The 22281-nt window shown below is 73.6% G+C and carries 20 protein-coding genes and 1 pseudogene; 12 read left to right on the top strand and 9 right to left on the bottom strand.

The window, feature by feature from the left end; all coding sequences use genetic code 11:
- Positions 1-50: 50 nt before the first annotated feature.
- The 7 genes and pseudogenes from ACZ6AA_RS32015 to ACZ6AA_RS31985 all read right to left on the bottom strand — a co-directional run.
- Positions 51-1121, bottom strand: a pseudogene (locus ACZ6AA_RS32015) (glycerate kinase family protein); the annotation flags it as partial.
- A 45-nt stretch (positions 1122-1166) separates the two neighbouring features.
- Positions 1167-2582, bottom strand: coding sequence for an SLC13 family permease (locus tag ACZ6AA_RS32010; protein WP_468481027.1), 1416 nt, complete (start codon positions 2580-2582; stop codon positions 1167-1169).
- A gap of 112 nt (positions 2583-2694) precedes the next feature.
- On the bottom strand, positions 2695-3357 hold the full coding sequence (locus ACZ6AA_RS32005; protein WP_087883754.1) for a response regulator transcription factor: 663 nt from the start codon (positions 3355-3357) through the stop codon (positions 2695-2697).
- A gap of 28 nt (positions 3358-3385) precedes the next feature.
- On the bottom strand, positions 3386-4747 hold the full coding sequence (locus ACZ6AA_RS32000) for a sensor histidine kinase (RefSeq protein WP_471461806.1): 1362 nt from the start codon (positions 4745-4747) through the stop codon (positions 3386-3388).
- Positions 4748-4862: 115 nt separating this feature from the next.
- Positions 4863-5216 carry a small secreted hydrophilic protein gene (locus tag ACZ6AA_RS31995; protein ID WP_468481028.1) on the bottom strand — a complete coding sequence of 118 codons (354 nt, stop codon included), beginning with the start codon at positions 5214-5216 and terminating at the stop codon, positions 4863-4865.
- Positions 5217-5318: 102 nt separating this feature from the next.
- A complete protein-coding gene (locus ACZ6AA_RS31990) occupies positions 5319-5600 on the bottom strand; it encodes an Lrp/AsnC family transcriptional regulator (RefSeq protein WP_055550052.1) in 282 nt (93 codons plus the stop codon).
- Positions 5597-6328, bottom strand: coding sequence for a rhomboid family intramembrane serine protease (locus ACZ6AA_RS31985; RefSeq protein WP_468449165.1), 732 nt, complete (start codon positions 6326-6328; stop codon positions 5597-5599). The genes ACZ6AA_RS31990 and ACZ6AA_RS31985 overlap by 4 nt, the downstream gene beginning before the upstream one ends.
- A 134-nt stretch (positions 6329-6462) precedes the next feature.
- Here ACZ6AA_RS31985 and ACZ6AA_RS31980 point away from each other — a divergent pair, with 134 nt between their 5' ends.
- The 5 genes from ACZ6AA_RS31980 to ACZ6AA_RS31960 all read left to right on the top strand — a co-directional run bounded on the left by ACZ6AA_RS31980 (position 6463) and on the right by ACZ6AA_RS31960 (position 11966).
- Positions 6463-6702 (top strand): hypothetical protein, encoded by a 240-nt coding sequence (locus tag ACZ6AA_RS31980; protein ID WP_030360887.1) that lies wholly within the window; start codon positions 6463-6465, stop codon positions 6700-6702.
- Between the two features lie 37 nt (positions 6703-6739).
- Positions 6740-8089, top strand: a complete 1350-nt coding sequence (locus ACZ6AA_RS31975; RefSeq protein ID WP_468449163.1) for an NYN domain-containing protein — start codon at positions 6740-6742, stop codon at positions 8087-8089.
- 213 nt (positions 8090-8302) lie between these two features.
- Positions 8303-9355 (top strand): C40 family peptidase, encoded by a 1053-nt coding sequence (locus ACZ6AA_RS31970; RefSeq protein ID WP_468449161.1) that lies wholly within the window; start codon positions 8303-8305, stop codon positions 9353-9355.
- Positions 9356-9652: 297 nt separating this feature from the next.
- A complete protein-coding gene (locus tag ACZ6AA_RS31965) occupies positions 9653-10690 on the top strand; it encodes a C40 family peptidase (RefSeq protein ID WP_468449159.1) in 1038 nt (345 codons plus the stop codon).
- 118 nt (positions 10691-10808) lie between these two features.
- Positions 10809-11966, top strand: coding sequence for a hypothetical protein (locus ACZ6AA_RS31960; protein ID WP_471461904.1), 1158 nt, complete (start codon positions 10809-10811; stop codon positions 11964-11966).
- On the opposite strand, the gene ACZ6AA_RS31955 is transcribed toward ACZ6AA_RS31960, so the two are convergent.
- Entirely contained in the window at positions 11942-13273 is a 1332-nt protein-coding gene (locus tag ACZ6AA_RS31955) for a glycosyltransferase 87 family protein (RefSeq protein ID WP_471461902.1), read from the bottom strand. The two genes, ACZ6AA_RS31960 and ACZ6AA_RS31955, sit on opposite strands and share 25 nt — an antisense overlap.
- Positions 13274-13735: 462 nt before the next feature.
- Between ACZ6AA_RS31955 and ACZ6AA_RS31950 the strand changes: the two genes are divergently transcribed.
- Positions 13736-14878 (top strand): glycosyltransferase family 4 protein, encoded by a 1143-nt coding sequence (locus ACZ6AA_RS31950; RefSeq protein ID WP_471461796.1) that lies wholly within the window; start codon positions 13736-13738, stop codon positions 14876-14878.
- A 237-nt stretch (positions 14879-15115) separates the two neighbouring features.
- On the opposite strand, the gene ACZ6AA_RS31945 is transcribed toward ACZ6AA_RS31950, so the two are convergent.
- Positions 15116-16912 carry an AMP-dependent synthetase/ligase gene (locus ACZ6AA_RS31945; protein ID WP_471461794.1) on the bottom strand — a complete coding sequence of 599 codons (1797 nt, stop codon included), beginning with the start codon at positions 16910-16912 and terminating at the stop codon, positions 15116-15118.
- A 337-nt stretch (positions 16913-17249) separates the two neighbouring features.
- On the opposite strand from ACZ6AA_RS31945, the gene ACZ6AA_RS31940 reads away from it, so the two are divergent.
- From ACZ6AA_RS31940 to ACZ6AA_RS31915, 6 genes are all read left to right on the top strand, one after another.
- Positions 17250-18026: a metallophosphoesterase family protein gene (locus ACZ6AA_RS31940; RefSeq protein WP_468449152.1), complete on the top strand. Its 777-nt coding sequence runs from the start codon at positions 17250-17252 to the stop codon at positions 18024-18026.
- 82 nt (positions 18027-18108) lie between these two features.
- Positions 18109-18546 carry an SRPBCC family protein gene (locus ACZ6AA_RS31935; protein WP_405653956.1) on the top strand — a complete coding sequence of 146 codons (438 nt, stop codon included), beginning with the start codon at positions 18109-18111 and terminating at the stop codon, positions 18544-18546.
- An 82-nt stretch (positions 18547-18628) separates the two neighbouring features.
- Complete coding sequence (locus ACZ6AA_RS31930) at positions 18629-19801, top strand: ArsA family ATPase (protein ID WP_468449150.1); 1173 nt, start codon at positions 18629-18631, stop codon at positions 19799-19801.
- A gap of 69 nt (positions 19802-19870) precedes the next feature.
- Positions 19871-20359, top strand: a complete 489-nt coding sequence (locus ACZ6AA_RS31925; RefSeq protein WP_468449148.1) for a DUF5304 domain-containing protein — start codon at positions 19871-19873, stop codon at positions 20357-20359.
- Between the two features lie 52 nt (positions 20360-20411).
- Positions 20412-21365, top strand: coding sequence for an ROK family glucokinase (locus ACZ6AA_RS31920; protein ID WP_087883749.1), 954 nt, complete (start codon positions 20412-20414; stop codon positions 21363-21365).
- Positions 21366-21458: 93 nt separating this feature from the next.
- Positions 21459-22235 (top strand): endonuclease/exonuclease/phosphatase family protein, encoded by a 777-nt coding sequence (locus ACZ6AA_RS31915; RefSeq protein WP_471461787.1) that lies wholly within the window; start codon positions 21459-21461, stop codon positions 22233-22235.
- Positions 22236-22281 lie beyond the last annotated feature (46 nt).

The raw sequence follows: 22281 nt of genomic DNA, 5'->3' as shown, positions 1-22281 counted from the left end.
CGCAGGGCGCGCTCCGTCGCGTCCGTCAGGAACTCGCCGCCCCGGCTCAGCGCCTCCGGGAGCGACACCGGGGCGGGCAGGATCGCGCTGTAGGCGTCCACACCGAGCTCCCGGACCGCGTGCGCCCCGTCCCCGATGGTGCCCGCGAGCACCAGGACGGGCCGCCCGAACCGCTTGGCGCGCCGGGCCACCTCCGCCGGGACCTTGCCGCGCGGCGTCTGGTGGTCCAGGGCGCCCTCGGCGGTGACGACCAGGTCGGCGCGGGCGAGCCGGGCGTCCAGGTCCAGATGGTCCAGGAGCACGTCGAAGCGGGGCAGGAGCCGGGCGCCGAGCGCGGCGAGCCCGGCGCCGAGGCCGCCGGACGCGCCGGTCCCGACGCCGTTGTAGAGGTCGGTGGTGACGTTCAGGTCGCGGGTCAGGACGTACGCCCAGCGTTCGAGGCCGGCCGCGAGCTGCTCGACCTGGGCGGGGGTCGCGCCCTTCTGCGGGCCGAAGACGCGAGCCACGCCGTGCTCGCCGCACAGGACGTTGTGCGGGTTGCAGGCGACGAGCAGTTCGGTGTCCGCGAGGCGCGGGTCGAGGCCGGTGGTGTCGATGTGGTGCAGCCGCATCAGCTCGCGCCCGCCGTACGGCAGTTCCCAGCCGTCCTCGTCCAGGAGCCGGGCGCCGAGGGCCTGCAGCGCGCCCGCGCCCCCGTCCGACGTGCCCGAGTCGCCGCAGCCCACCAGGATGCGGCGGGCGCCGGTGTCGAGGGCGGCGCGGATCAGCTCGCCCACGCCGTACGTGGTGGTGGCGCCCGGGTCGCGCAGGTCCCGCGGGACCAGGCTGAGGCCCGCCGCCGCGGCCATCTCCACGACGGCGGTGCCGGAGCCGAGGAGCGCGAAGTGGGTGCCGATGCGCTCGCCCACGGGGCCCGTCGCGGGCAGCGCCACCAGGCGGCCCCCGGAAGCCGCGGCCAGTGCCTGTGCGGTGCCCTCGCCGCCGTCGACCAGCGGGATCAGGTCGACGGCGGCGTCCGGCACGACGCGCCTGACCCCGGCGGCGATGGCCTCCGCCACGGACTGGGCGGACAGGGACTCCTTGAAGCCGCTGGGGGCGACGGCGAAACGGGTGAGGGGCATGGACGTACTCCTTGAAGTGGTGAGCGAGCGGCGAGGGAGTGGGGCTCAGCGGACGACGGGCACGCCGAGCAGCGGCCACACCGCGAGGGCGAACAGCAGGACGAGCGCGGCCGTCAGGGGAGCCAGGACGGCGGACAGGCGGAGCAGGTCGCGCGGGGTGTAGGTGGGTGTGCCGGGTATCTCGGCGAAGAGCGTCACCGGCTTCGCGGACGCGGGCAGGGTGTGGCAGAAACCGGCGGCCGCCGTGGACGCGAGCGCGGCCGCGACCGGGTTCACGCCCGCGCCCACGGCGGCCGCGACCACCAGCGGCACCAGGACCGACGAGCGGGCCGAGCGGGACTGGAGGACCAGGTGCGCCGCCGTGCTGATCGCGATGACGGCGGCCAGGAACAGGCCGGGCGGCAGATCGACGGGCAGCCCCGACACCAGCCACTTCGCCGCGCCCGAGTCGGCGAGCGCCACGCCCATCGCCATCGTCGCCGCCATGAACAGCAGCAGCGCCCACGGCACGGTCTTCAGGGCGTCCTTCAGGCGTACGGTGCCGAGCGCGGGCGAGGACGCGACGACCGCGCCGATCAACGCGACCACGGCGGGCGGCACTTGGTGCAGGGGCTCGCTGCACCACAGGGCGACGACGGTGGCCAGGAGCAGGGCGCAGCGCGTCTCGGCGGGCTCCCAGGGGCCGGTGACGGGGTGTTCGCTGTGCTCCTGGATCTGTTCGGCGGTGATGTGGACGGGGCCCGTGCGGTCGGCGCGGCGGGTCGTCGTCCACAGCACGGCCTCGGCCGCCAGGTGCGAGGACGCTATGGCGAGCGGCAGGCCGAGCAGCAACCACTGGGTGAAGCCGATGCGTTCACCGGTGGCCTCCCACAGCACCGACACGGTGATCAGATGCGCGCCCGCGCCGATCAGGGTCGCGACGGCGGACAGCAGGATCACGGTCGGGAACAGCAGCGCCAGCATCACGACGAGCCGCTTGCGGTCGGCGAGGACCTTGGCGAGCGCCAGGAAGACGGGCACCGCGAGCGCGGCCCGGCCGGAGGTGGCGGGCACCGCGAAGGCCGTGACGACGAGGGCGGCGGTCGTCAGGTGCGTCAACTGCCGGACGCTGCGCGCCCCGCTGACCAGGAACGCCGCCGCCCGCCCCGCGAGCCCGCTGCGCGCCACGGCGGCGGCGAGCACGAACGCGCAGATCAGCAGCCACACCGTCTCGTCGCCGAGGGTCCCGAAGAGGGTGTCGCTGCTGATCACGCCGGTGGCGGTGAGGGCGAGGCCCGCGCCGAGCGCGATGTACGTGTCGTCGATCGGCGTGCCGATCCAGGCGCAGGTGGCCAGGGCGAAGACGGCGAGGGTGAGGCGGGCGTCACCGCTCAGGCCGGGGAAGTTGCCGGGGACGACGAGGAGTGCGCACAGGCTCAGCGCCAGGCAGAGCAGGATCGTTTGCCGCGGGGTCAGGGTCACGGCACTCAGCGTTCAGGCGCGCCGTGAGCCCCCAATGAGCCGAAGATGAAAGGAACTTCACCGGCGGCCCGCACCGGGCCCCGGCACTCGCCCGGGCACCAGGGTCCGGCACTCACCCGGGCAGCCGGTACCCCATGCCCCGCACCGTCTCCACCCGCTCCGCCCCCAGCTTCTTGCGCAGCGCACGTACGTACACGTCCACGATGTTCGACCCCGGGTCGAAGTCGTAGCCCCACACGTGGGACAGGATCTGCTCCCGGGAGAGCACCTGCCCGGGATGGCGCAGGAACAGCTCAAGGAGCACGAACTCGCGCGCCGTCAGGTCCACCGTGCGCTCGCCGGAACGGGCCCTGCGCGTGCGCAGGTCGAGCGTCACCTCGCCGCTGCGGAGCACGGTCACCTCGGGCGCCCGCGCCGCCGTGCGCAGCCTCAGGCGCACCCGCGCGAGCAGCTCCTCGAACCGGAACGGCTTCGTCATCCAGTCGTCGGCGCCGCCCTCGAGCCCCGCGACCGTGTCCCGCACGGAGTCGCGCGCCGTCAGCACGATCACCGGAGCCGACACCCGCGCCTCGCGCAGCTCCCGGAGCACGGTGAAGCCGTCCCGGCCCGGCAGGCCGATGTCCAGGAGGATCAGGTCGAAGCCGCCGGTGAGGGCGTAGTCGTACGCCGCGTCGCCGTCGCCCACGATCGTCGTCGTGAAGCCGTTGGCCCGCAGCCCCTTGTCGACGAAGGAGGCGATGCGCTCCTCGTCCTCCACGATCAGCACCCGGCTCACGTCCGGCCTCCGGTGGTCGCCGCACGGCTCATGTCTGGTCCTCCAGTACGAGTACGAAGGTGGCGCCGCCGCCGTCGGTGGGGCGAAGCCGGACCTCGCCGCGGTGGCCGCGGGCGATCGCGCGGACGATCGAGAGCCCGAGCCCCGCGCCGCTGGTCCTGGCCCCGCGCCGGGACGTGCCGCGCCGGAAGCGTTCGAAGATGACCTCGGCGTCCTGCGCCTGGACGCCGGGGCCGTTGTCGGCGACGTACAGCTCGATCCGCCCGGGCACCAGGCGCGAGCCGACGCGGATCGGCCCGCCGGGCACGGTGTGCTGCACGGCGTTCTGGGCGAGCTGGACCATCGCCTGGGTGATGCGCTGCGGGTCGAGCCTGGCCTCGCGGTCGGCGGTCTCGGCCAGTTCCCAGCGGCGCTCGCCGAGGGCGCGGGCCTTCACGAAGACATCGGCGGTCAGCTCGGCGAGCTGCACCGGCTCCGGCCTGATGAAGTCGGGGCGCTCGGCCTTGGCGAGGAGCAGCAGGTCCTCGACGATGCGGCTCATCCGGTCCAGCTCGTCGGTGACCAGACGGACCGTCTCCTCGCGCTCCGCGGGGTCGTCGCCCATCAGCTCCAGGTGGCCGCGGACGATGGTGATGGGGGTGCGCAGCTCGTGCCCGGCGTCGTCGACGAACTCGCGCTGCGCGGCGAACGCCCGCTCCAGGCGGTCCAGCATGCCGTTGAACGTGTCGGCGAGCGCGGCGATGTCGTCCTTGCCGTGCACGGGGATGCGCCGGGTCAGGTCCTGCTCGGTGAGCTGGGCGGCCGCGGTGCGCACCAGGCGTACGGGTTTGAGGATGCGCCCGGCGACGGCCCACGCGATGCCCGTGGTCAGGACGAGGGCGACGCCGGAGATGGCGAGCAGGATGCGGAACACGTCGTCCGCCTTGGCCTGTTCGGCGGCCGGGTGGAAGGCGACGACGAACGCCGCCTCCGGCTCGTCGCCGTGCCGGGCCACCTCGACCTTCGCCCAGCGCAGTTCGCCGGAGCGGCGGTCCAGGGTGCCCGTGGAGCCGTCCGCCGCGAAGATCGCACGCCGGGCGGCCGGGTCGCTGTGCAGCGGGTGGCGCACCGAGAGCTCCCGGGGCTGGGTGAACTGGGCCGGGCCCGCGCCCTCGCGGCGTACGAGACCGATCAGCTCCTCGTCGGGGTCCGCGTACTGCCGCTCGAGGAAGACCTTGAGCAGGCGGCGCGGGTCGGTGAAGCGCTCGCCGGTGACCGGGTCGACGCCCCGGTCCACGAAGTTGGTGAACTCGCCGGTCTCCTGGGTGAGCAGCCGGTCGACGCGGTGGTCGACGTCGCGCAGCAGGATCGAGCGGGTGGTCGCGGCCACCGCGGCGAGCGCGACCGCCATCACCAGGAGCAGCCAGAGCAGGATGCGGACGCGCGCGGAGATGCGGCGGTGCGCGGCGCCGGGCGGCTCGGCGGTCGCCGCCGGGGAGGTCGTCCCTGGGCCGGACGTCCCAAGGTCAGTCGTCCCCGGGCCCGTCGTCCGCGTCGTCGTCCCCGGAGGAGCCGGACTCGCCGGTCGGTCCGGGGGAGTGGGATCCGGTGCTGCCGTCGTCGTCATCGTCGCCCTGATCGTCCTGGTTGCCCCTGCCGTCCCCTGAGTTCTCGCCGACCGGGGGCGGCGAGACCACCTGGTCGCTGGGGGTGGGCTGGGGCTTCGTCGGCGCGGTGGACGGGGAGCCGCTGTCCAGTTCGACCTTGGGCGGCACCTTGGGCGACGAGGGGCTGTCGGTGAGGGCGTAGCTCGTCACGGCGATGCCCAGCGGAATCGCCACGACGGCCGCCAGGGCCGCGATGCGATGGGAGAAGACCATGGCGGCGATGGTGCGTGGCGTACCGCGTCGTCAGCATGAGCCGCAGATGAAGAATCCCTCATCCGGGGGCGGCCGGGCACGCGTGCCCGGACCGGACCGGGGCTAGGAGTCCAGGCCGATCGCGAACGCCGCTTCCAGGTCGTGCTGCGAGTACGTGCGGAACGCCACGTGCGTGTCCGTGCCCTCCACGCCGGGGATCTTGCTGATCCTGCCGGGGATGACGTCCGCGAGGTCGTCGTGGCGGGCCACCCGGACCATCGCGATCAGGTCGTACGTACCGGTGACGGAGAAGACCTCGCTGACGCAGTCGAGGGCGGCGATCGACTCGGCGATCTCGGGGATCCGGTCCACGCTGGTCTTGATGAGCACGATCGCGGTGATCACGGCTGACTGTCTCCCTCGGTGGCCGTTCCAGAGGCTTTCACTCTACTTGGCCCCCGACGCCGCCCCCAGGCGTAGACAAACCCCAAGGAAAAGCCCACCAGGTGCGCCAGATACGCCACCCCGGGCCCCTGCCGCTCCTGCCCCGCCGCCGCCCACTGCAGCGCCACCCAGAACGGCAGCACCACCCACGCGGGAAACCGCAGCGGCAGGAAGAACAGGAACGGGAAGAGGCTGGTGACCCGCGCCTTCGGGAAGAGATACAGAAAGGCGCCGAGCGCGGCGGAGATCGCCCCCGAGGCGCCCACCAGGGTCTGTCCGGAGTCCGCGTGCGCGATCGCGTAGGCGAGCAGGGCGAGGGATCCGCAGCCGAGGTAGAAGAGCGTGTACTGGAGGTGGCCCATGCGTTCCTCGACCATCACCCCGAACACGTACAGAAAGAGCATGTTGCCGAGCAGATGCAGCCAGCTGCCGTGCACGAACAGCGCCGTCACGGCGGTGAGCGCGGCCCGCGGTTTCCCGCTGAGGAGTTCGACGGGTACCACCCCCCAGCGCTCGAAGTAGGCCCGCTGCGCGGCGATCAGCTCGTCGCCGGTGCCGTAGGAGGGGTTGAGGCCGGAGCCCGGGGAGATCAGGAAGATCAGACAGCACGCGACGATCAGCGCGTACGTCACCGGAGCCGCCTGTCGCCCGACCATCCGGCCGGCGGCCGGGACCCACGCAGTGATCATGGACAGAGCATGACGTAACGGCAGCGATCTCCGCAGATCGCCTCGCCCACCCATGTGCGTACGGAGCCCCTTACGCAGGCCTTAGGGTTACGGGCAATACGCACCACGGTTCCCGAAGGAAAGCGAACGTCACGATGACGGTTCCCCTGCCGACCGAAACCACCCGATGGCGCTGCGCCCTCTGCGGCAACCTCACGCGCTTCGACGTGACCCGCTCCTCGAAGGTCGTCGAATATGTGCACCTCGACCTGGCCGGAGCGCCGAAGGTCGAAGAACGCGAGGTCGTCAGTGAGACCATCGAGTCGGTCCGCTGCCGTTGGTGCAACGCGGTGGACCAGGTGGAACTCGTGGACAGGCCCGGGGCCGGCTCCTGAAACGGGAGCGGGCCCCGCACAGCTAGTGGGGTGACCGATGGTGGAGAGCGCGGGCGGAACGCCGGAGGACGGCGCCGCTGAGGTGCTCGACCGTCCGCTGCCCGACGGCGTGCGGCGGGCGGTCGTACAGATCGTGTCGGACGGCTTCGGCGGCCTCACGGTCGCCGAACTGCCACCCCAGCTGCGTCAGTACGCGCGCTTCACCCCGAGCAGGCGGGTGAAGTTCGCGGCCAACGCCATGGCCGCCGCCCTGGAGAGCGACCCCCTGTTCCGCCAGCGCATCGGCGAACGCCTGCGCGAGGCACAGCCCGAGCTGGCCGAGGCCCTGGACGCCGGCACGCCGCCGCCCGCCGCCGACCCGCTGGACGTCGCGGCCGCCGCCTATGTGCTGCGCCCGCTCGGCTGGGTGAAGCTCGTCACCGCCGCGGGCGAGGAGGCCCAGCGCGCGGACGCCGAGCGCGCCGACGAGGAGACCCGGGCCGAACTGGAGCGGCTGCGCGCCGAGCTCGCCGCCGCCCGCACCCACACCAAGGCCGAGACCGAGCGGCTGCGCGCCGAGCTGGACGCGGCCAGGCGCGAGGCCGACGCCACCCACCGCAAGCTGCGCGCCGCGCTCAGCGACATCAAGCGCGGCGAGGCGGCGCTGCGCAAGGCGGCCGCGGAGGCCGACGCCGTGCGCTCCGAGGGCCAGACCCAGCTGTCCGCCGCCGAGAGCGAGACGCGGCGCCTCAAGGCCCGTCTCGGTGAGGCCGAGGCGGCCCTCGAAGCCACCCGCAGGGCCGCGCGCGAGGGCCGCAGCGTCGAGGACATGCGGGTGCGGCTGCTGCTCGACACGGTCCTCGAGGCGACCCAGGGGCTGCGCCGCGAACTGGCCCTGCCGCCGGTGTCCGTGCGGCCCGCCGAGACCGTCGACGCCGTCGAGCCCGGCCGGATGACGCCGAAGGACATCGCCGCCCGCGCGCTGTCCGAGAACGATCCGGCCATTCTCGACCAGTTGCTGGCCCTGCCGCAGGCGCATCTGGTCGTCGACGGCTACAACGTCACCAAGACCGGCTATCCCACGATGCCCCTGGAGAAGCAGCGGCTGCGCCTGCTCGGCTCCCTCTCCCAGCTCGCGCTGCAGAGCGGGGCCGAGGTGACCTGCGTCTTCGACGGCGCCGAGCTGGCCGCGCCGGTGCTGCTCGCGCCGCCGCGCGGGGTGCGGGTGCTCTTCTCCAAGGCCGGGGTGACGGCGGACGAGCTGATCCGGCAGCTGGTGCGCGCCGAACCGCCGGGCCGCCCCGTCATCGTGGTGTCGACCGACCGCGAGGTGGCCGACGGGATCGCGAAGGCGGGGGCGCGCCCGGTGGCGTCCGCGGTGCTCCTGAAGAGGCTTTCGCGGGGCTGAGCCCCATCCGTAACTCCCGTACCGTATGCCCGAATTGGGTCGCGGATGCCCGGGACGGAGCGTCAAATGACCGCTACCGAACGTTGATTCTTCGTAAAGAAAACGCTCGGCGGCCGACTTTTTCATGGTCAGGATTTGATCTGATCATCGGCTGGTCACTAGGGTCACCCCAGACCTCCGCTCTGTTGATCACTCATCGAAGGAGCCGCCTTCGTGGCGTCACACCGTCGACCCAAGCAGCCGGGCCGCGCCCGTGTGACCGTGCTGACCGCGACCGCCGCCGCGGCCGTCGCGCTCACCTCCCAGGCCGCGAACGCCGCGCCGAACGAGAAGCCGAGCAAGGACGAGGTCAAGTCCAAGGTCGACAAGCTCTACGAAGAGGCCGAGAAGGCGACCGAGAAGTACAACGGCGCCAAGGAGAAGCAGCAGAAGCTGGAGAAGCAGGTCGACAACCTGCAGGACAAGGTCGCCCGTGGCCAGGACGACCTCAACGAGCTGCGCAGCGGCGTCGGTTCGCTCGCCAGCGCCCAGTACCGCTCCGGCGGCATCGACCCCTCGCTGCAGCTCTTCCTCTCCTCCGACCCGGACAACTACCTCGACAAGGCCTCCGCGCTCGACCAGTTGAGCACCAAGCAGGCCGAGTCCCTGAAGAAGATCCAGGCCAAGCAGCGCACCCTCGCGCAGCAGCGCAAGGAGGCCGCGGACAAGCTCGGCGACCTCGCCACCACGCGCACCGAACTCGGCAAGAAGAAGAAGGAAGTCCAGGGCAAGCTCGGCGAGGCCCAGCGCCTGCTCAACTCCCTGTCCGCCGCCGAGCGGGCCGCCCTGAAGGCCAAGGAGGACCGCGCCTCGCGCGACTCCGAGCGCCAGGCCCTCGACAAGCCCGACTCCAAGGGCGGCGCCCCCGCCAAGGGCTCGGGCCGCGCCTCGTCCGCGTACGCCGCCGCGCAGAGCAAGATCGGCTCGCCCTACGTCTACGGCGCGACCGGCCCCTCCTCCTTCGACTGCTCCGGCCTCACCTCCTGGGCCTACGCCCAGGCCGGCATGGACATCCCGCGCACCTCGCAGGCCCAGGCCAACTACGGCACGCGCATCGCCTCGCAGAGCGACCTGCGCGTCGGCGACCTGGTGATCTTCTACGGCGACCTGCACCACGTCGGCTTCTACGCGGGCAACGGCCAGGTCCTGCACGCGCCGCGCACCGGCACCGTGGTCCGCTACGAGTCGATCAACAACATGCCGTTCCAGTTCGGCGTCCGCATCTGACGTCCGGGCCGCGCCGACGCCGGTACCGGGGCCGACCGCCCCGGACGGCGTCCGACGCACCGTCCGATCGGGCGAATTCCGATAACTTCCGCTGACCCCGCGCCCCGCCGATGACCTGCGTCTGAGGCGGGGCGTCACTGTGCGTGGACGTTCAGGGTCTTTGGTCGCGACCTGATCACGCCGCTACTGTCGCGCGCGTTCCCCGACACCCGGGGAGCGGCCCCCGCTCCGCGCGGGGGACCGACAGTCCCCCGCTCCGGCGGGGGTCCGTTCCAGCGGAAGGGAGAGCGGCTTCCCGTGGGATCCCATCGCCGTCCCGCAGCACCCACCGGTCCCGACCGGTGCGTACGCACCGCCACCATCACCGTCCTGTCCGCCGCGGCCGCCGCGGCGGCCCTGGCCGCGGCACCCGCGGGCGCCGCCCCGCAGGACCCGCGGTCCGATGCCTTGGCCAAGGTGGACCGCCTCTACGAGCAGGCCGAGAAGGCGACGGAGGCGTACAACAAGGCGGACGAGCGCGCGGACACACTGCGCGACCAGGTCGAACGGGCCAAGGACAAGGTCGCGCGGGGCCAGGAGCGCATCAACGCGATGCGCGGCGCCCTCGGCACGCTCGCCGGCGCCCAGTACCGCTCGGGCGGCATCGACCCCGCGCTCGCCCTGATGCTCTCCTCCGACCCCGACGGCTATCTGGACCGGGCCTCGGCCCTCGACCGCATCAGCGCCCGGCAGAGCGGCGAACTCACCAAGCTCCAGCGGGCCCAGCGCGAACTCGCCCAGGAGCGCTCCGAGGCCACCCGCAAGCTGACCGAGCTGGAGGAGAGCCGCAAGACGGTCGCCCACCACAAGCGCACCGTCGAGACCAAGCTCGCCAAGGCCCGGCAGCTGCTCAACTCGCTGCCGGAGGCGGAGCGCGAGCGGGACGACAGGTCGTCGCGCTCGGGCCGCGCCGACATGCCCGACCTCGCGGGCGCCGGAGCCCCGGCGTCGGGCCGCGCCGCGGCCGCCATCGCCGCGGCCCGCTCGGCGGTCGGCAAGCCGTACGTGTGGGGCGCCAACGGCCCCACCGGGTTCGACTGTTCGGGCCTGACCCAGTGGTCGTACGCGCAGGCGGGCGTCGGTCTGCCCCGCACCTCGCAGGCCCAGGCGGGCGCGGGACAGCGGGTGCCGCTCGGCCAGGCCCAGCCCGGCGACCTCGTCGCCTACCGCGACGACGCCAGCCACATCGGCATGTACGTCGGCAACGGCCAGGTGGTGCACGCGCCCTACCCCGGCGCGGCGGTGCGCTACGACCCGGTGGGGATGATGCCGGTGTCGTCCGTGACCCGGGTCTGAGCGACGGTCTTCGGCCGCACGGGCCGGGGCGGCGGCCGCGCGCCCCCGTACGATCGGGAACGTGGCTGGTCGAGGGCAGGGGCGTGGGCGGAGCGCGCGGGCGGCGGCGGGCGCGGGCGTGTGCCTCGCGGTGCTCGCCCCCGCCGCGCTCGCGGGCTGCGGGCGCGACGACACGGCGGACGCCGCCCCCGCCGACGTGCGGCGGCTGCTCGACCGGCGCGCCGACGCCGTCCTGGAGCGCGACCCCCGGGCCTACCGGGCGACGGGCGGTCCCACCGCCGCCTACGACCGCCTGCGCGACGTCCCCCTGAAGTCCTGGACGTACCGCCTCAAGGACTTCGAGCGTGACGGCACCCGGGCCACCGCCACCGCCGATCTGAGCTACCGCGTCGCGGGCTACGACCGGGCGCCCCTCACCGCCGAGCGGACCCTGTCCCTCCAGCGGCGCGGGGGACGCTGGTACGTCACCGCCGAGCGTCCCGCGGACAAGGCCACCGAGCAGCTCTGGGACCAGGGCCGCGTCGACGCCGTGCGCGGCACCCACAGCCTCATCCTCGGCGTCGGCCGCGAACGGGCCGAGCTGCGGCGGTACGCGCGGCTCGCCGACCGCGCGGTGCCCGCCGTGCGGGACGCCTGGCGCGGCGACTGGCCCGGCAAGGTCGTCGTCCTCGTGCCCAAGTCCCTCGACGGCATGGCCGACCTCCTCGGCGCGCCCGCCTCCGGCTACCAGGGGATCGCCGCCGTCACCACCGGCGAGGCGGGCGGCTCCGGGCGGACGGCCGCCGACCGGATCGTCATCAACCCCGACGCGTACGGCGTCCTCGGCGAGTTGGGCAAGCAGGTCGTCCTCACCCACGAGACCACCCACGTCGCCACCCGTGCCCGGACCTCCCGCGCCACCCCGCTCTGGCTCTCCGAAGGCTTCGCCGACTGGGTCGGCTACCGCGGCACCGACCGCGCCCCCCACCAGGCCGCCCCCGAACTGCGCCGCGCGGTCGTCGACGGCCGGCTGCCCGCCGCCCTCCCCGCCGACGACGCCTTCGGCTTCAGCGGCGACGCGGCCGGGCTCGCGCGGGCCTACGAGGGCTCCTGGCTGGCCTGCCGGATGATCGCGGAGGAGTGGGGCGAGGAGAAGCTCCGGGCCTTCTACGAGGCCGTGGGGCGGCATCGGGGGCGGGCCGGGGCGGTGGAGGGGGCCCTGCGGGATGTGCTCGGCACGACGGGGGAGGACTTCACGGGGCGGTGGCGGGCTTATGTGCGGGAGGAGTTGGGCTGAGGCCGGGGCCTTGCCGGGGGCTCCCCAACCCCGCCCCTTCCCGAAACCGGGGGCTGCGCCCCCGGGCCCCCGCTGTCGGCGCTTCGCGCCTCGTCCTCGATCGCCGGACGGGCTGAGACTTCGCCGGGGCGGGCCGGTAGGTGTCCGTGGGGCGGAGCCCCGGGATCGGGGAGGGGCGGTACCGGGGCGCACCCGCGAGGCACCGCCCCCCGCCACAGCGCCCGGCACGCCAGTGCCGTCGCCGCGACCAGCAGGCCATTGCGTACGACAAGAAGCGTCACGCCCAACCCGTCGCTGGCCACCACATGCGCGAACCACACGGGAAACTCCAGGAACGTCACGAACGTGGCCACGAGGAGGAGCCCACCGGGCCACCCCATCCGGCTGCCGCGCGAGGCAAGGCAGACGGCGGCCACCCCGACGAGCCACAGCATGTACTGGGGGCTGATCACCCGACTCGTCGTGGTGAAGAGCAGCACCGCCACGAACGCCGCGTCCGCAGCCGTGGCGGCCGTCCACACCCGGGCCCGGACCCGCCACAGCACCAGCCATCCCAGCGCGGCCACGGACAGCGCCTGCGCCACCCCGCTCACCAGCGGGACGTACGGCCCGAGGAACTCCACCGAGCCGTAGTTGAGCCGCACCTCCCCGGGCCAGCCGAGTTGGCGCGCCACGTGGAAGACGAGCGCGCCGAGCGACTCGACCTCCGTGCCCCGGTCGCGCTGGAACGTCAGGAACGCCAGCGCCCCCGGCATCGTCACCACGAACACCAGCGTGACGGCGCCCGCCGTGAGGACCGCGGCACCCCAGGAACGCCGGGCCGCCCGCCCCCGCGGCGCACCGACGAGCAGCAGCACCGGCCACACCTTCACCACCGCCCCGAACCCGGCGAGCACCCCCGCCGTGCGGGCCCGGCGCGCCCCGGCGAGCAGCGCGGCGACGGCGACGGCGGTCACCATGAGGTCGTAGCGGGCGTACGCGGTCGGCCCGAGCAGGGCGACGCCCGCCGTCCACACCCAGGCCCCCCGCAGCGTCCTGCCGGGCCGCCCGCCCGCGTACACGAGCAGCCCCGTCACGACCGCGTCGGCCAGGAACGCGAGCAGGAAGAACGCGGCGGGATAGCCGAGGAACGGCAGCGCCGCCGGGCCGAGGATCGCCAGCGCCGCGGCGGGCGGGTACTGCCAGGTGACGTCGTCGAGCGGGAACGTGCCGGTCCGCAGGACCTCGTACCAGCCCTGGTAGATGAACGAGACGTCGCTCGTGACGTCCGGGCCGGGGATGACGATGACGCGGAAGACGCAGAGCAGGAGGAGGGCGCGGGTGGGGACCCAGAGGAAGAGGAGGCGGAGGTCGGGGGTGAGGGTGGTGAGGGAGGAGAGGTGGGGGGAGTGGTGGGGCGGGTGGGGTGGTTCGCCGGGCGGTCCGGGGCCGTCCGGGCTGGTTCTGTGCGGCTCGGGGCCGTCCGGGCCGGGTCTGTCCGGCTTGGGGGCGTCTGGGCCAGCTCTGTCCGGGCCAGGTCCACCCGGACCAGATCCATCTGGGCCGGGTCCGTCCGGGCCAGATCCGTTCGGCTTCGTTTTCCCGGGCTCGGCCCGTGCGGTGAGGGCCTCCGTTGTCTCCGTCTGTCCCGTGCCCGTCATATCTGCCTCGCCCGCTTTTGACGCGTTTAAGTAGGTTTTGGTGGGTCATGATGCCGGGCGGGGCGGCGCGGGCGGGCGAGGCGGGGCCGTGCGGCGCGGGCGGGCGTCCGGCCGGTACTGTCGGCGGCGATGCACAAGACCCTGATCGTCACGAACGACTTCCCGCCCAGGCCCGGCGGCATCCAGGCGTTCCTGCACAACATGGCGCTGCGCCTGGACCCCGCCCAGATCGTCGTCTACGCCTCCACCTGGAAGCGCGGCCGCGAGGGCGTCGAGGCCACCGCGGCCTTCGACGCCGAACAGCCCTTCCAGGTCGTGCGCGACCCCACGACGATGCTGCTCCCCACGCCCCGCGTCACCCGCCGTGCCGTCTCGCTGCTGCGTGAACACGACTGCACGTCCGTGTGGTTCGGGGCGGCGGCGCCGCTCGGCCTGATGGCGCCCGCGCTGCGGCGGGCCGGGGCGCGGCGGCTCGTGGCGACCACGCACGGCCACGAGGCCGGGTGGGCGCAGCTGCCCGCATCCCGCCAACTCCTGCGCCGGATCGGCGAGTCGACCGACACGATCACGTATCTCGGCGAGTACACCCGCTCCCGCATCGCGGCCGCGCTCACGCCCGCCGCGGCCGGGCGCATGGTCCAACTGCCGCCCGGTGTCGACGAGAAGACCTTCCACCCCGGTTCCGGCGGCGACGCCGTGCGGGCCCGGCTCGGGCTCACCGACCGGCCGGTCGTCGTGTGTGTCTCGCGGCTCGTGCCGCGCAAGGGGCAGGACACGCTGATCCTCGCCATGCCGCGGATTCTGGCTCGGGAGCCGGACGCGGTGCTGCTGATCGTGGGCGGGGGGCCCTACGAGAAGGAGTTGCGGCGGCTCGCCGCGGAGACGCGGGTCGCGGACTCCGTCGTCTTCACCGGCGCCGTCCCCTGGGCCGAGTTGCCCGCCCACTACGGCGCCGGGGACGTCTTCGCCATGCCCTGCCGTACGCGGCGCGGGGGGCTCGACGTCGAGGGGCTCGGCATCGTCTACCTGGAGGCCTCCGCCACGGGGCTGCCCGTCGTCGCCGGGGACTCCGGGGGGGCTCCGGACGCCGTTCTCGACGGGGAGACCGGGTGGGTCGTGCGGGGTGGCTCCGCCGAGGATTGCGCCGACCGGATTGTGGCGTTGCTCGGGGATGCCGAGGTGCGGGTGCGGATGGGGGAGCGGGGGCGGCGCTGGGTCGAGGAGCGCTGGCGGTGGGACCTCCTGGCGGAGAGGCTGCGGGAGCTGCTGTAGGCCCTCGCGGGGCGCCCCAGTCCCGCCCCTTCTCCGAAACCGGGGGCTGCCCCGCTGATCGGCGCTTCGCGCCTCGTCCTCAAACGCCGGACGGGCTAGATCATGTGCTGCTGTATTTCAGCCCCTCCGGCGTTTGAGGAGCGGGGGTCCGGGGGCGGAGCCCCCACGCGGCGGAGCCGCAAATCGACACAGCCGGGAAGGGGTGGGGTTGGGGAGCCCCCGGCAAGGCCCCAGACCTCAGCCCCGGTACAACGCCTCGATCTCGTCCGCGTAGTCCTTCGCGACTACGTTCCGCTTCAGCTTCAGGGACGGCGTGAGGTGCCCGGACTCCTCCGTGAACTGGGCCGGCAGGACGCGGAACTTGCGGACGGACTCGGCCTTGGAGACCGCCGCGTTGCCGTCGTCGACAGCCTGCTGGACGGCGGCGAGAAGGTCGGCGTCCTCCCGCAGCGAGGCGGCGGAGGCCCCGGCGGGCTTGCCGTGCTCGGCGGCCCACCGCACGAGGAACTCCTCGTCGATGGTGACGAGCGCACCGACGAACGGCCGCCCGTCCCCGACGACCATGCACTCGGCGACGAGCGCGTGCGCGCGGATGCGGTCCTCGATGACGGCGGGAGCGACGTTCTTGCCGCCCGCCGTCACGATGATCTCCTTCTTGCGGCCGGTGATCCGCAGATACCCGTCCTCGTCGAGGGTGCCGATGTCCCCGGTGTGGAACCACCCGTCGGCGAGGGCCTCCTCGGTGGCGCCCTCGTTGTTCCAGTACTCCTTGAACAGGTGCTCGCCGTGGAGCAGGACCTCGCCGTCGTCGGCGATGCGGACGACGGAGCCGGGCAGCGGCTGCCCGACGGTGCCGATCTTCTGCCGGTCCCAGGGGTTGAAGGCGGTGGCGGCGCAGGACTCGGTGAGGCCGTAGCCCTCGAGGACGGTGAAGCCGATGCCGCGGAAGAAGTGGCCGAGCCGCTCGCCGAGGGGCGCGCCGCCGGAGATGGCGTACTCGCCGCGCCCGCCGAGGACGGCGCGCAGCTTGCTGAAGACCAGCCTGTCGAAGATCTTGTGCTTGATACGCAGGCCGATCGAGGGCCCGCCCGGGGTGTCGAGGGCGCGGCTGTAGGCGATCGCCGTGTCCGCGGCCTTGTCGAAGATCTTGCCCTTGCCGTCGGCCTGCGCCTTGGCGCGCGCGCCGTTGTAGACCTTCTCGAAGACGCGCGGCACGCCGAGGATCAACGTGGGCCGGAACGCGGCCAGTTCGTCGGTCAGGTGCTTGATGTCGGGCGCGTGGCCGAGCTTGATGGGGGCCATCAGGGCGGCCACCTCCACCAGGCGCCCGAAGACGTGCGCGACGGGCAGGAAGAGGAGCACCGAGCACTCGCCGGTGCGGAAGAGCGGTTTCAGGCGCTCCACCACGTTGCCGCACTCCGCGAAGAAGCTGCGGTGGGTGAGCACGCAGCCCTTGGGGCGGCCGGTCGTGCCGGAGGTGTAGACGATGGTCGCGGGGTCGTCGGCGCCCGCGACGGCGCCCCGCTCGTCGACGGTCTCGTCGGAGACCTCGGCGCCCGCCCGGTTCAGCTCCTCGACACCGCCCCGGTCGATCTGCCACACCTGCGTCAGCGCCGGCAGCCGGTCGCGCACCGACTCGACGGCCTCGGCGTGCCCGTCGGTCTCCACGACGCAGGCCACCGCGCCCGAGTCGCCGAGGATCCACTGGATCTGCTCGGCCGAGCTGGTCTCGTACACCGGCACGGAGACCGCGCCCGCGCTCCAGATCGCGAAGTCGAACAGTGTCCACTCGTAGCGCGTACGGGACATCAGGCCGACCCGGTCGCCGGGCCGCACGCCCGCCGCGATCAGGCCCTTCGCGGCGGCCCGCACCTCGGCGCGGAAGGCCGTGGCCGTGACGTCCTGCCAACTGCCGTTCACCTTGCGGCCGATGACCGCCACATCCGGGTGCTGCGCGGCGTTTCTGCGGACGATGTCGGTCAGATTGCCGTCCGCGGGGACCTCGTACAGGGCCGGAAGGCTGAACTCGCGCAAGACTGCTGCTCCTACATAGGGCGCCGACGCCACGACGTTGTGCGATGCGACGGTGCGGTCCAAGGTCGGGCAGGTGCTCAGTCGGGGGGCTCTGGGGGTTCCTCGGGACTTCGTGAGGGGCTGAGCACTACTGGACTGCCCGGACGTTACCCACCGGTATGGCTGGTTCGGTAGGGGGGCCGGGCCAGATGTTCCGTGCGTCACACGACGTTATGGTCTGAACCGCACAGTACGCCACGCTCTTCCTGACTCGGAAGTAACCGCAGGTCCGCCGCCCGTGCCCGCTCGGACACCCCGCCCTGGTCGGCCCCGGCCCCGCCGTCCTAAGGTGACCGGCATGCGAGGTTTCCGGGTCCATGTGGTCAGTGACGTGCACGGCAACGCCGAGGACCTGGCCCGCGCGGGGGACGGCGCCGACGCCTTGATCTGCCTGGGTGACCTGGTCCTCTTCCTCGACTACGCGAACCACGCGCGCGGCATCTTCCCCGATCTGTTCGGCGCCGAGAACGCCACCCGACTCGTCGAGCTGCGCACCGCCCGCCGCTTCGAGGAGGCCCGCGCCTTCGGCGCCTCGCTGTGGGCGGGCCTCGACCGCGGCCCGGCCGTGGAGCAGGCGGTCCGCAAGCAGTACGCCGAGCTGTTCGCCGCCTTCCCCACCCCTACGTACGCCACGTACGGCAATGTCGACATGCCACAGCTGTGGCGCGAATACGCCGGTCCCGGCACCACCGTCCTCGACGGCGAGCGCGTGGAGATCGGCGGCCGCGTCTTCGGCTTCGTCGGCGGCGGCCTCAAGACCCCGATGCGCACGCCGTACGAGATCAGCGACGAGGAGTACGCCGCCAAGATCGAGGCCGTCGGAGAGGTCGACGTGCTCTGCACCCACATCCCGCCGGAGGTGCCCGAGCTCGTGTACGACACGGTGGCGCGCCGCTTCGAGCGGGGCAGCCGCGCGCTGCTCGACGCGATCCGGCGCACCCGGCCGCGGTACGCGCTCTTCGGCCATGTGCACCAGCCGTTGGTCAGCCGGATGCGGATCGGGGCGACCGAGTGCGTGAACGTCGGACACTTCGCGGGGTCCGGGCGACCCTGGGCGCTGGAGTGGACGGGGTGACCGTCGCAGGTCGCGTGCGCGGTAGCCTTCAGCGGGCAGACACAAGCGCCCGCACCGGACCGCATCTGGAGGAGCCACCGCGATGGCGGAATACACCAGCTCGAGCATCACGATCGAGGCGGCACCGGCCGACGTCATGGACGTGATCGCCGACTTCGCCCGCTATCCGGAGTGGACCGGCGAGGTCAAGGAGGCCCAGGTCCTCCAGGCCGACGACTCCGGCCGCGCCGAGCAGGTCCGGCTCGTCATGGACGCCGGAGCGATCAAGGACGACCAGACCCTCGCGTACACCTGGAGCGGCGCGCACGAGGTGTCCTGGACCCTGGTCAAGTCCCAGATGCTGCGCTCCCTGGACGGCTCCTACCTGCTGAAGCCCGCGGGCACCGGCACCGAGGTCACCTACCAGCTGACCGTCGACGTCAAGATCCCCATGCTCGGCATGATCAAGCGCAAGGCGGAGAAGGTCATCATCGACCGCGCCCTGGCAGGTCTGAAGAAGCGCGTGGAAACCAAGGCGTAGTCCGCGGCAGGGCCTGGCCCTGCGGCGCCTCCGACGTGGGGGGCGGGGCACCCCCGTCCCCGCCGACGTAGAGTCCCACCGCATGCGCACCCTCCTTCTCACCGGCCCCGGCGGAGCCGGCCGCACCACCCTCGCGGCCGCCACAGCCCTCACCGCCGCCCGCGAGGGCACCCGCACCCTGCTCCTGTCCGCCGATCGCGCCGACACCCTCGGCGCGGCACTCGGCACCCCCACCGGGCCCCGCCCGGTCCAGGTCGCGCCGGGCCTCACTGCCCTGCGCCCGGACCCGGACCCCGGCTTCCGCGCGGGCCTGCTCACGCTCCAGGAGCACGCCCGTCCCGCCCTGGACCTGCTCGGTGCCGGCCGCCTCGACGACGAGGAGCTGACCCCGCTGCCGGGCGCCGAGGACCTCGCCCTCCTGGGCGCCCTGCGCGCGGCCCCGGAGTCGTACGACACCGTCGTCGTCGACCTGCCCGCCGCCCCCCGCGCCCTCGCGCTCCTCGCCCTGCCCGCCCAACTGCGCCGCTATCTGCGCCGGTTGCTGCCCCCCGAGCGGCGGGCGGCCCGCGCCCTGCGCCCGGTCCTCGGCCGCCTCGCGGGCGTCCCCGTGCCCGCCGGGTCGCTGTACGAGGCGGCCGACCGCTGGGACGCGGCGCTCGCCGCCGCGCAGGCCGTGATCGAGGACCCGGGGACCAGCGTCCGCCTGGTCGCCGAGCCGGGCCCGGCCGGAGCCGACGCCGTCGCCCGCACCGCCACGGGCCTCGCCCTGCACGGCCTGACCCTCGACGGCCTCCTCGCCAACCGCGCCCTGCCCGCGCCCCAGGGCCCCGAGCAGGCGCCCTGGCTCACCGCCCTGCGCGCCCAGCAGCACAAGACGCTCGGCGAGTGGACGCACACGTACCGCACCCACGAGATCCCCCACCTCGGCCCCGACCCCCGCGGCGCCGACGACCTCGCCGCCCTCGGCGCCCCCGCCCCCGGACCGGCCCCGGACCCGGTCGACTGGCCCGTCACCGACGCGCTCGCCACGGACTCCCTGCTGCACTGGACCATCCCGCTGCCCGGCGCCGTGCGCGAGGAGCTGGGCCTGGTCCGGCGCGGCGACGACCTCGTCATCACCGCGGGACCGTTCCGGCGGATCGTTCCGCTGCCCTCCGCGCTGCGCCGCTGCACCGTCACCGGCGCGGCCCTGCGCGACGGCACCCTGCGGATCCGCTTCGCCCCCGACCCGGACCTGTGGCCCCGGACCCGGTGAACGGCCTGCCGCCATTCGGGTAACGTCGAGAGTACGAATTCGTCGGCCCTGCGCAGGAGTCAGCCCGTCATGAGCGATGCCACCGAGCGCGACGCTTCCGAGCCGGAGCGCCCCGAGCCCGCCCCCGCCGACGCCGACGCGTGGGCCACGGCCTGCGCCGAGGACCTCGCCGCGGAGAAGGCCCGCCGCCGCGCCCAGTACGGGCCGCCGCCCGGCTCCGCCGCCGAGGAGCTGCGCAAGCTCGTCGACGCCGTCTCCGACAAACTCTCGGGGCTCCAGTCACCGCTGCTCGGCGCGGTCGCCCAGGGCGCCGTGCAGGAGACGGTGCAGCAGGTCGTCCGGCAGGCGAAGGCTGCCGTGGAGCCCGTCATCGAACGCAACCCCGACGTCTTCGACCACCTCGCGGCGGCCGGTGCGGAGCTGCTCGCCGCCTACCGCAGCGCGGTCACCGGCCAGGAGGCCCGTTGGACGCGCGACGACACCGCCCCCGGCGCCCCGGACGGTTCGGATCGCCGCGACGAGGGCCCCGGACCTGGGGAACACATCGATCTGGACTGACCCCCCTCGGGTACGGTGGGCCGTAGCGGGGCTCGATCGAACTGAGGGATTCATGGGACTCACCATCGGCGTCGACATCGGCGGCACGAAGATCGCGGCCGGAGTGGTCGACGAGGACGGTCACATCCTGTCGACGTTCAAGGTGCCCACCCCCGGCACCTCCGAGGCCATCGTCGACGCGATCGCCTCCGCCGTCGAGGGCGCCCGGGCCGGGCACGAGATCGTCGGCGTCGGCATCGGCGCCGCCGGATACGTCAACCGGCAGCGCTCCACGGTCTACTTCGCACCGAACATCGACTGGCGCCAGGAACCGCTGAAGGACGAGGTCGAGCGGCGCGTCGGCCTGCCGGTCGTCGTCGAGAACGACGCGAACGCCGCGGCCTGGGGGGAGTACAAGTTCGGCGGCGGCAAGGGCCACCGCAACGCCATCTGCATCACCCTCGGCACCGGCCTCGGCGGCGGCATCATCATCGGCAACAAGCTGCGCCGCGGCCACTTCGGCGTGGCCGCCGAGTTCGGCCACATCCGGATGGTCCCGGACGGCCTGCTGTGCGGCTGCGGCAGCCAGGGCTGCTGGGAGCAGTACGCGTCGGGCCGCGCCCTCGTGCGGTACGCCAAGCAGCGCGCCAACGCCACCCCGGAGAACGCCGAGTACCTGCTCTCCCTCGGCGACGGCACCCCCGACGGCATCGAGGGCAAGCACATCTCCATGGCCGCCCGCCAGGGCGACCTCGTCGCCGTGGACTCCTACCGCGAGCTGGCCCGCTGGGTCGGCGCCGGACTCGCCGACCTGGCCTCGCTGTTCGACCCCTCGGCGTTCATCGTCGGCGGCGGCCTCTCGGACGAGGGCGAGCTGGTGCTCGACCCGATCCGCAAGTCCTTCAAGCGGTGGCTCGTCGGGGCGCAGTGGCGTCCGCAGGCGGAGGTGATCGCCGCGCAGCTGGGCAACAAGGCGGGCATGGTCGGCGCGGCCGACCTGGCCCGGGAGCCCGACCCCATCATGTGAGCCCGGCGCACGGGTGAGCCCCGGCGCAGCGCAGAAACCCCGGGCGGGCCGGAATTCTCCGGCCCGCCCGGGGTTTCCCGTATCTTGATCGCCATGCCGACGAGCCCGACACCCGCGCTGCCCAACTCCCGCACCGAACAGGACGGTTCGGCCGTCGTCCGGGTGCTCAGCTACAACATCCGCTCCATGCGCGACGACACCGACGCGCTCGCCCGCGTCATCCACGCGTGCGCGCCCGACCTCGTCCTGATCCAGGAGGCGCCCCGCTTCTTCCGCTGGCGCAAGAAGCTGGCCCGGCTCGCCCGCGCCACCGACCTGGTGATGCTCTCCGGCGGCGGGACCGCCGCCGGGCCCGCGCTGCTGTGCTCCCTGCGGGCCACCGTCGAGCGCACCGAGGACGTGCTGCTCCCGCTCACCCCCGGGCTGCACCGGCGCGGCTTCGCGACGGCGGTGGTGCGCTTCGGCGGCGCCCGGCTCGGCGTGCTGAGCTGCCACTTGAGCCTGCAGAGCCAGGAGCGGTACGAGCAGAGCGGGATGCTCCTCGACCAGCTCGCCGGGATGGGCGTGGAGCACGCCGTCGCCGGCGGCGACCTCAACGACCGCCCCGACGGCCGCTCCTTCCGCAGACTCGCCGACGGCCTCCGCGACTGCTGGGCCACCGAGCCCTGGGGCGGCGAGTACACCTCGACCCCCACCGACCCGCACCAGCGCATCGACGGCATCTTCGCCACCAAGGGCATCGAGATCCTGGGCTGCGGAGTCCCGCTGGGCCACGAGGGCGTGACGGACGCGGACCTCCGCGCGGCAACGGACCACTTGCCGGTCCTGGCGGCCCTACGGGTACCACCCACCAGCCCGTCCGGCGTTTGAGGACGAGGCCGGAGGCCGATTCGGCGGCACGCTGTCCCACCCGCAG

It is taken from the genome of Streptomyces sp. NPDC040610 (assembly GCF_055594065.1).
This window is presented reverse-complemented; position numbering and strand designations above follow the sequence as displayed.

What these genes read in the sequence shown, in the direction of transcription:
- ACZ6AA_RS31980 (WP_030360887.1), top strand. Translation starts at nt 6,463, where the DNA reads ATGACGGTTCCCCTGCCGACCGAAACCACCCGATGGCGCTGCGCCCTC.
- ACZ6AA_RS32000 (WP_471461806.1), bottom strand. Translation starts at nt 4,747, where the DNA reads ATGGCGGTCGCGCTCGCCGCGGTGGCCGCGACCACCCGCTCGATCCTG.
- ACZ6AA_RS31995 (WP_468481028.1), bottom strand. Translation starts at nt 5,216, where the DNA reads ATGGTCTTCTCCCATCGCATCGCGGCCCTGGCGGCCGTCGTGGCGATT.
- ACZ6AA_RS31930 (WP_468449150.1), top strand. Translation starts at nt 18,629, where the DNA reads ATGCGCACCCTCCTTCTCACCGGCCCCGGCGGAGCCGGCCGCACCACC.
- ACZ6AA_RS31975 (WP_468449163.1), top strand. Translation starts at nt 6,740, where the DNA reads ATGGTGGAGAGCGCGGGCGGAACGCCGGAGGACGGCGCCGCTGAGGTG.
- ACZ6AA_RS31985 (WP_468449165.1), bottom strand. Translation starts at nt 6,328, where the DNA reads ATGATCACTGCGTGGGTCCCGGCCGCCGGCCGGATGGTCGGGCGACAG.
- ACZ6AA_RS31920 (WP_087883749.1), top strand. Translation starts at nt 20,412, where the DNA reads ATGGGACTCACCATCGGCGTCGACATCGGCGGCACGAAGATCGCGGCC.
- ACZ6AA_RS31935 (WP_405653956.1), top strand. Translation starts at nt 18,109, where the DNA reads ATGGCGGAATACACCAGCTCGAGCATCACGATCGAGGCGGCACCGGCC.
- ACZ6AA_RS31925 (WP_468449148.1), top strand. Translation starts at nt 19,871, where the DNA reads ATGAGCGATGCCACCGAGCGCGACGCTTCCGAGCCGGAGCGCCCCGAG.
- ACZ6AA_RS31915 (WP_471461787.1), top strand. Translation starts at nt 21,459, where the DNA reads ATGCCGACGAGCCCGACACCCGCGCTGCCCAACTCCCGCACCGAACAG.
- ACZ6AA_RS31950 (WP_471461796.1), top strand. Translation starts at nt 13,736, where the DNA reads ATGCACAAGACCCTGATCGTCACGAACGACTTCCCGCCCAGGCCCGGC.
- ACZ6AA_RS31940 (WP_468449152.1), top strand. Translation starts at nt 17,250, where the DNA reads ATGCGAGGTTTCCGGGTCCATGTGGTCAGTGACGTGCACGGCAACGCC.